This window comes from Phormidium sp. FACHB-1136, from assembly GCF_014697375.1.
Lineage (GTDB): Bacteria > Cyanobacteriota > Cyanobacteriia > Phormidesmidales > Phormidesmidaceae > Nodosilinea.
Genome location: NZ_JACJRS010000027.1, coordinates 53,020 through 59,747, shown reverse-complemented (window position 1 = coordinate 59,747; position 6,728 = coordinate 53,020). Strand labels below are relative to the sequence as shown.

Annotated in this window: 8 protein-coding genes; 4 read left to right on the top strand and 4 right to left on the bottom strand. The window is 45.2% G+C overall.

Translation table 11 applies throughout. The features are described from left to right. Positions 1-255: 255 nt before the first annotated feature. Together H6G62_RS10515 and H6G62_RS10510 are read left to right on the top strand one after the other, a co-directional pair. The gene (locus H6G62_RS10515; RefSeq protein WP_190494813.1) at positions 256-1,092 is read left to right on the top strand and encodes a hypothetical protein; all 837 of its coding nucleotides are present in this window, start codon (positions 256-258) and stop codon (positions 1,090-1,092) included. Between the two features lie 38 nt (positions 1,093-1,130). After that, complete coding sequence (locus tag H6G62_RS10510; RefSeq protein WP_190494812.1) at positions 1,131-2,084, top strand: hypothetical protein; 954 nt, start codon at positions 1,131-1,133, stop codon at positions 2,082-2,084. Positions 2,085-2,269: 185 nt separating this feature from the next. On the opposite strand, the gene H6G62_RS10505 is transcribed toward H6G62_RS10510, so the two are convergent. Both H6G62_RS10505 and H6G62_RS10500 read right to left on the bottom strand, forming a co-directional pair. After that, positions 2,270-2,530: a DUF4926 domain-containing protein gene (locus H6G62_RS10505; protein WP_190494810.1), complete on the bottom strand. Its 261-nt coding sequence runs from the start codon at positions 2,528-2,530 to the stop codon at positions 2,270-2,272. Between the two features lie 5 nt (positions 2,531-2,535). After that, a complete protein-coding gene (locus H6G62_RS10500) occupies positions 2,536-2,865 on the bottom strand; it encodes a DUF6883 domain-containing protein (protein ID WP_190494808.1) in 330 nt (109 codons plus the stop codon). A 280-nt stretch (positions 2,866-3,145) separates the two neighbouring features. On the opposite strand from H6G62_RS10500, the gene H6G62_RS10495 reads away from it, so the two are divergent. Together H6G62_RS10495 and H6G62_RS10490 are read left to right on the top strand one after the other, a co-directional pair. Then, complete coding sequence (locus H6G62_RS10495; protein WP_190494805.1) at positions 3,146-3,358, top strand: hypothetical protein; 213 nt, start codon at positions 3,146-3,148, stop codon at positions 3,356-3,358. A gap of 16 nt (positions 3,359-3,374) precedes the next feature. Beyond that, complete coding sequence (locus H6G62_RS10490; RefSeq protein ID WP_190494804.1) at positions 3,375-3,779, top strand: type II toxin-antitoxin system VapC family toxin; 405 nt, start codon at positions 3,375-3,377, stop codon at positions 3,777-3,779. On the opposite strand, the gene H6G62_RS10485 is transcribed toward H6G62_RS10490, so the two are convergent. Together H6G62_RS10485 and H6G62_RS10480 are read right to left on the bottom strand one after the other, a co-directional pair. Further along, complete coding sequence (locus H6G62_RS10485) at positions 3,763-5,139, bottom strand: DUF4041 domain-containing protein (RefSeq protein WP_190494802.1); 1,377 nt, start codon at positions 5,137-5,139, stop codon at positions 3,763-3,765. The genes H6G62_RS10490 and H6G62_RS10485 overlap by 17 nt on opposite strands. A 159-nt stretch (positions 5,140-5,298) precedes the next feature. After that, positions 5,299-6,726, bottom strand: coding sequence for an NADP-dependent isocitrate dehydrogenase (locus H6G62_RS10480; RefSeq protein WP_190494800.1), 1,428 nt, complete (start codon positions 6,724-6,726; stop codon positions 5,299-5,301). Positions 6,727-6,728: the final 2 nt, after the last annotated feature.

Below are 6,728 nucleotides of genomic sequence, written 5' to 3'. Positions count from 1 at the left end.
GAGCCAACTTTGATTCAATCCCATCCCAACTACCAGACCCTCCTGAACTACGGGGTTATCGCCGCATAGACTGGGATCACAGCCTCCTAAATCTGTCCGGAGTGTTGTGATAGCTTTGTTGGGAACGGGAAAACAAGCTATTCAACTGCGCTTCAATATCTTTATCCTTTGATTAACAGATTTTATGCCCAGAGAAAAATTCAAGAGCAGAAGTTTTACCAGAGACTAAAAAGAGATATTCTCAAAGGCTGCTTAATGCCACCATTAACCATAGCCTTTGTTGATAAAAATGGCACTCAATTCAAAAATGCACAGCATTTAGGCGAATTCATCAATTCAAATCTGAGAAAGGGATACATTCTTGATGGTATTCAAAGGCTAAATACCTTGAACTCTGCAAAGAATGAAGACTCTTTTGATGGAAGTCGGCCATTATATTTTAGTGTGATTATTGCACCGTCTCAGGACAAGCTTCTCTACAGAATGATTACGCTGAACAATGGACAGAGACCTATGACACCAAGGCATCAAATTGAGATTTTAACGCAAGAGTTATTCGATTTTGATGATTTGAATATTGATGTTCAATCAGAGAAAGAAAGATCTGAGAAGATTGTTCGTGGCGCTTTTAATCTGGGAGATATATCAAAAGCATATTTAGCTTTTTTGACTCACAATGTTCACAATGACAATACTAAAATTGTAGATGAAAAAATGGATCAGATCCTTGTCGGAAGAATTTTAGACACAGATATTAAAGGTAGCTCGATAGAGTTCAATGATGTTTTAAAGCTGATAGATGATCTTTGTGAAAACAAAACCATTAAAAAATGGCTGAAGGTCAACAATAACTTAATTGGATTCTCTGTCGGAATCAGGAATTCCTTGAGGTATATTCAAAGCTTGCCACTGGATCAAGTTGCAGAATCCTTAAATTTATTTGAACAGGGTTTTTCTGCAATCAATGCTTCCAAGGTAAATCTTGGAAAATACAGAAGAGAATTGTCTAGAGAGTTTATAGATAAATATGAAGATCTTTCTAATAAGGATGAAGAAGAACTAATTGAGTATTTTATAAACATGACTGCTTAATCTACTGTGAATTTTAATATTATATTGCGTCCAGCAAAATGACAACAATTCAACCATTTAGGTACCGTGATATTTTTGAAGGTACTCAATTAGCAAGACTTCCGGAATCTCTTAGAATAAATGGAGAAAGAGATGCCGAAATTCTAGTAATTTTACGGCTCTTGAGTGGATCTATAGATCTAATTCACTCTCCAAGGGAAAGAGTCATTAAGCAAAGGAAAAATTATTTTGTTTCAGATTTTAAAAATTATCCTAAGAACTGGGGAACAAAGTTCTCTAAGCTTATTGGGGAAAATATCTCAGGTAGTGACTTAGCAGTTTATATAGAGTCTGTCAGATTTCAAAATAGGAATTTCTATAAAGAGATTCTTTTTGAAATATCTCATTATTTCATTCACGAGAAATCAGGTTCGCATACAGCTGCGTTTATTTATTTATATAGGCTCTTAGAAAAAATTTCATATTGCTTTCCTCTCATATATATTTCCAAAACAAGTGATTTCAAAAACAGCTACTCATTTCTGAAAAGTCTGATGTCTGGGAATAAGGACAAAGGGGAACTCGGCTTCTTTAAAACATTTGTTCAGGAATTGTATCGGGAAGATCCTATCAGCGAGACATCTATTGACCTTGAAATTAACGTAGAAAATGAGGATATTCAGAGTCTTTTCTATAGAAGTTTAAGGGACATATGTGATCAGGGAATCATTTCTGAAAATACTAATGAACCCAGGTGCCTTAGTATAAAATATTGCGATATGGGTGGATTTTTGATAACTGTTAGAAACAGATTTTTTCATAACTTAAGTGATAATGGAAATAATTTAGAGGGTAGCAAAATAGTTGACTCGGATTTGCTTTTCTCTCTCATCAACAAACAAGGTTTGCAATGGATTTCAACTATTCTGCTAGGGGTCGTTTCGTATAACCTATCGCAATTTCAGCAAAATTCAAGCCAATACAGTCTTTCTCGGTTTGCTGAGCTACAGTAGAGTGGGCATTGGCCACCATTAAATTTAAGCTATCCCAGTTGGCTCAATCTTTCCTAAAACCAGGCATGTTCAGCCATTTGCATTGAGGCGGTTGTGCATTCTTCCTGTGGTGGGCAGTGCCCACCCTACCGTGGTTATGGTCGTTAGATAAAGCGAGGGTTTTCTTCCCTAGACATTTCTTAGCATCAACTCGCCAGCGGCAGATCATAATGCAGTGGCAGCACTTCGTCCGGCATCAACACCGCCATCGCATATTCGCGACCATCCAAATCTGCGAACTCAACTAAGTAGCAAAGATCCTCTCCCTCGTAGATCTCCAATACAGTACCCACCTGCCCCGTGGGAAGCTGCTGAATTGCATCAAACTCAGCTTCAATCAGCGTGAGCCGATCACTCGTGATCGGCTTTAAATTGGCAACTGTATCTAGAGTTGTTATAGAATTCATAGCTTTTATTTAATAAACGCTGAAACCAAACGAGGGGCAGACTGGTCTGTACGAACTTCCCACAAGGTTCGTAGGACAACGGAGCCACGATCAATTATGACCCAATCGACCTTGTACAGTTGACCGAATGCGGTAGAGCCTTGCTGCACAACCTCTCCTTCCACAGCGGCTTGAGCAATCAATTGCCGCAAGTCCTCTGCATTGTCAGCCTTGATGCCTAGGGCTGCGGCAAAAACTCGGGCTTTATGCTTACCCGATGAGTGGTTTGGGTTAAGGCAATAGCCTACCAGTTTGTCCATGGGAATAATTGCTGATGCTCCGTTGGGCAGCTTCATCGTTGGCCCCATCTTCCTTGAAGTCAGGCAAGTTCAGTCGGTTACATTGGGGTGATTGTACCTTCTTCCAGTGGTGGGCAGTGCCCACCTACCGTGGATGAAGCTAATGGTGGTGATCCTGGATAAGGTGGCATCCTGTTGTACTCAGCCAACCCAGATGTGGGGATCGAGCACAATCATGAGTCATCTAATCACAGGATTTGGTGACGGACGCTTGTTTAGCCAAAGCAAAAGCCCGTGGTCGCTATAATAGGCGCAAGTCTCTACATTGCCTGCTGCCATGATCTCCCAACAACTCGAAGAGCGCTCTCAGCCCCTCGAAGCACGAGTTGCGGCCTTAGAAACAGAACTAACGCAGCTTAAACAGGTATTATCTGCCCTTCTGCCGAAACCCACCCCCTGGTGGACAAAGGTTGCGGGTAGCTTTGAAGACGATCCGACCTTCGATGCCGCGATGAACTTTGGCCAAGACTGGCGCAAGACCGCCGATTAGGTCGCTTGCTGCCATCATGTATATCCTCGATACCGACCACCTCAGCTTCATTCAGCGCAAGAACCAAGCAGGGCAACGCATTTTACAAAAACTTGCTGCCATTGAAGAGGCTGAAGTAGCCGTCACCATCATCACCTACGAAGAACAGCTTAGAGGACGGCTTCGGGTTGTGGCTGGCGCAAAAACCGTTGAAGAGCAAGTTTCTGCCTATTACTGGCTGCACCAACTTGCCTTGGACTACACCTTGATTACCCTTGTGCCCTTCGACGCCAGTGCCGCCCAAATTTATGAACGGCTGCGTAAAGCCTATCCTCGCCTCGGCACCATGGATCTCAAAATTGCAGCGATTGCAATTTCACGTCAGGCAACGCTTCTGACCCGCAATATCTCAGACTTTCAATCGATTACTCATTCGCTCTGAGTTTTGCCAAAGATTTACGATATTCTGCTGCTTCAGCAACTTTAGTGATCCGAACCTCTGACGTACAAACCGAAGATTCTTTATCAATTTCTTGAACGGCAGCAACAATTTCCTCCAGCGATACTTTGAAAAATTCTTTTCGAGAGTTAACGCTATTGATCCGCCTGTCATCAAAGATTTTATGGAGCCTTGACTCAAGCTCTGGGGCATTACTGCATGAAATCATGGCGTGTATATCAAAAGGAAATGGGACAGATGCATTGCTGAGTTCAGAAATTCTGTCTTCTGGGTTTAACCTTCTTGTCATGCCAATCTTATAGATATCTTCTCCGAAAGAACCGATATTTGAGATGATATAAACATAACCACTCTTTGTAAGTTGAGCTTGAGAAATAGCCCTCTGACGATTAGCTTCAGCCTCGTCAACTCTTTTCTGAAGCTCTTGGATTTTTGCCAACAACTTTTCTTGAGCAGAACCCCTGGCATTTTCAGCCTCTCTACGAGCTTGTTCTAAGGCTTCTTGATATCGTTTTTCTTCTTTCTCTGCTTCTATTCTTGCTTTTTCGATTTCTTTTGCAGCTTTCTCCTCTTCACGCATTTGCTCTCGAATTATGCGTTGTTCCTCTTGCTCTTGCTGTCTTTTCTCCTGATACTCATGAACTAGATAAAGCTCGTCTAGTTTTAACTGTAAATAGTACTCTGTGATTTCGCAGTGGGTGGTCTCAGAAAGCTTGTTCAACGTTTCATAGGCTTTAGAGATGCGATTCTCCATAGTCTGAACGTTATTAAACTTCACTTTTCCTATAGCTGCATCACACTCACCGTTAAAAGCACGTAAAACTAATCTCAAGAAACCCTCGACCATCTTTTGGCCCTGCTTCTTACTTCCAGAAACCGTCCATTCTGTGTTGCAAATGGCAGCCTTCTTGTTTTTTAAGCATTTCTTCTGCTGGCTGCGTATTTCATCTAGTCTTCCTTTGTATTCCGATGCACTACCGAAATTATATTTCGATTCGTAAAAACCAAATTCTTCAATAAAGTCTTTCTCTTCGAGCTCTTCTAGCTTCTTGCTTAAAACATCAATTCTATGATTAATCTCTTGTTCTTTGAGATTGGCCTGCTGTTGTATTTCCTTTAGTCGATCTCTAGTGATTACAATCTGATTGTCTAGCTTCTGTACAGCTTGGGCTTTCGATATAATGTCACCATATTTTTCTTTGAAAGCTTGGAGCTGATCAATAGATTCTTTAGCTTTTTGTTGTTCAATGCGCCTTTCATTTTGAAGCGATTGAAGTTTTTGATAGAGAATAGCAGCTACGGTTGTTGCCCCTAGCGTTAGCAGAAGTAATAGAAAAGACATGGCTAAAGTTGACAGTTCACTCTTTTAGGATGCCCAATCTTTCAGGAGGATGCCATGATCTTTGACTAAGTTTTTATAAAAAATAAATCCTGTGATGCACAAAAGTTTACCCAAATGCATCACAGGCAATAAGAAGCGTTGTGTCTTAGCTTGATTTACCTAATCATCAAAGTGGTTGACGATGGCTTCGGCAAACTCGGAGCACTTCAGGGGCGGTTTCACCGGGGGTTCCATCATGCGGGCGAGGTCGTAGGTGACTTCGCGGGATGCAATCGCCGCCCCCATCCCTTTTTTGATCAGGTCGGCGGCTCCTTGCCAGCCCATGTATTCCAGCATCATCACCCCAGAGAGGATGACGGAACCGGGGTTGATGCGGTCGAGTCCGGCGTGTTTGGGGGCCGTGCCGTGGGTGGCTTCAAAGATGGCGCAGGTGTCGCCGATGTTGGCCCCTGGCCCCATGCCCAAGCCGCCAACAATGGCCGCCGCCGCATCCGACAAATAATCGCCATTCAGGTTCATGGTGGCGAGGATGGAGTATTCATCCGGGCGGGTTTGGATTTGTTGGAAGATGCTGTCGGCGATGCGGTCGTTGACCATCACCTTGTCCTTCCATTGGCCGTTGCCGTGGGTATCCCAAATGGCGGCGAGGATGCCCTCCACTTCGGCGCAGATGGCCGCTTTCTTTTCGGGGGTGAGGGCATCGTAGCCCGGTTCAATTTGGCGGGCGTTGTCTTCGGTGGAGAGGTCGGGGTTGGCTTCCTTGTTGCCCAGCACCCAGGATTCCCGCTCGGTGACGCATTCAGCCCGAAACTCCGTGGTGGCCAGTTCATAGCCCCAGTCGCGGAAGGCCCCTTCGGTGTACTTCATGATGTTGCCCTTGTGCACCAGCGTCACTTGCTGTTTGTCCTTGGGCAGACGCAGGGCGTGTTTCATGGCGCGGCGGACGAGACGCTGGCTTCCGGTTTTGCTGATGGGTTTGATGCCAATGCCGGAATCGAGGGGAATTTGCTTTTTGCCGTGCTCCGGGGTGCTGGGGATGAGGTCTTCGTTGAGGATTTTGATCAGCCGATCACAGGTGGGGTCGCCCTGTTTCCACTCGATGCCGAGGTAGATATCTTCGGTGTTCTCTCGATAGATGATCACATCCAGCTTTTCGGGGCTGCGGTGGGGAGAGGGGGTACCGGCGTAGTATTTGCAGGGGCGCACGCAGGCGTAGAGGTCGTTGATCTGCCGCAGGGCTACGTTTAGTGAGCGAATGCCGCCGCCCACGGGAGTCGTCAACGGCCCTTTGATGGCGACGCCGTATTCCTGAATGGCCTTGAGGGTGTCTTCGGGCAGGTATTGGTAGGTGCCGTACTGTTCGCAGGCTTCGTCGCCCGCGTAGACCTTGAACCACTCGATTTTGCGTTGACCGCCGTAGGCCGCCGCCACCGCCGCATCAAAGACTCGCTGGGCGGCTGGCCAAATGTCTACCCCCGTGCCGTCGCCGCGAATGTAGGGAATGATGGGGTTATCTGGCACCACGGGTTCGCCGTCTTTGAAGGTAATGCGCTCGCCCACGGAGGGGGGTGTAAGCCGTTCGTACATCG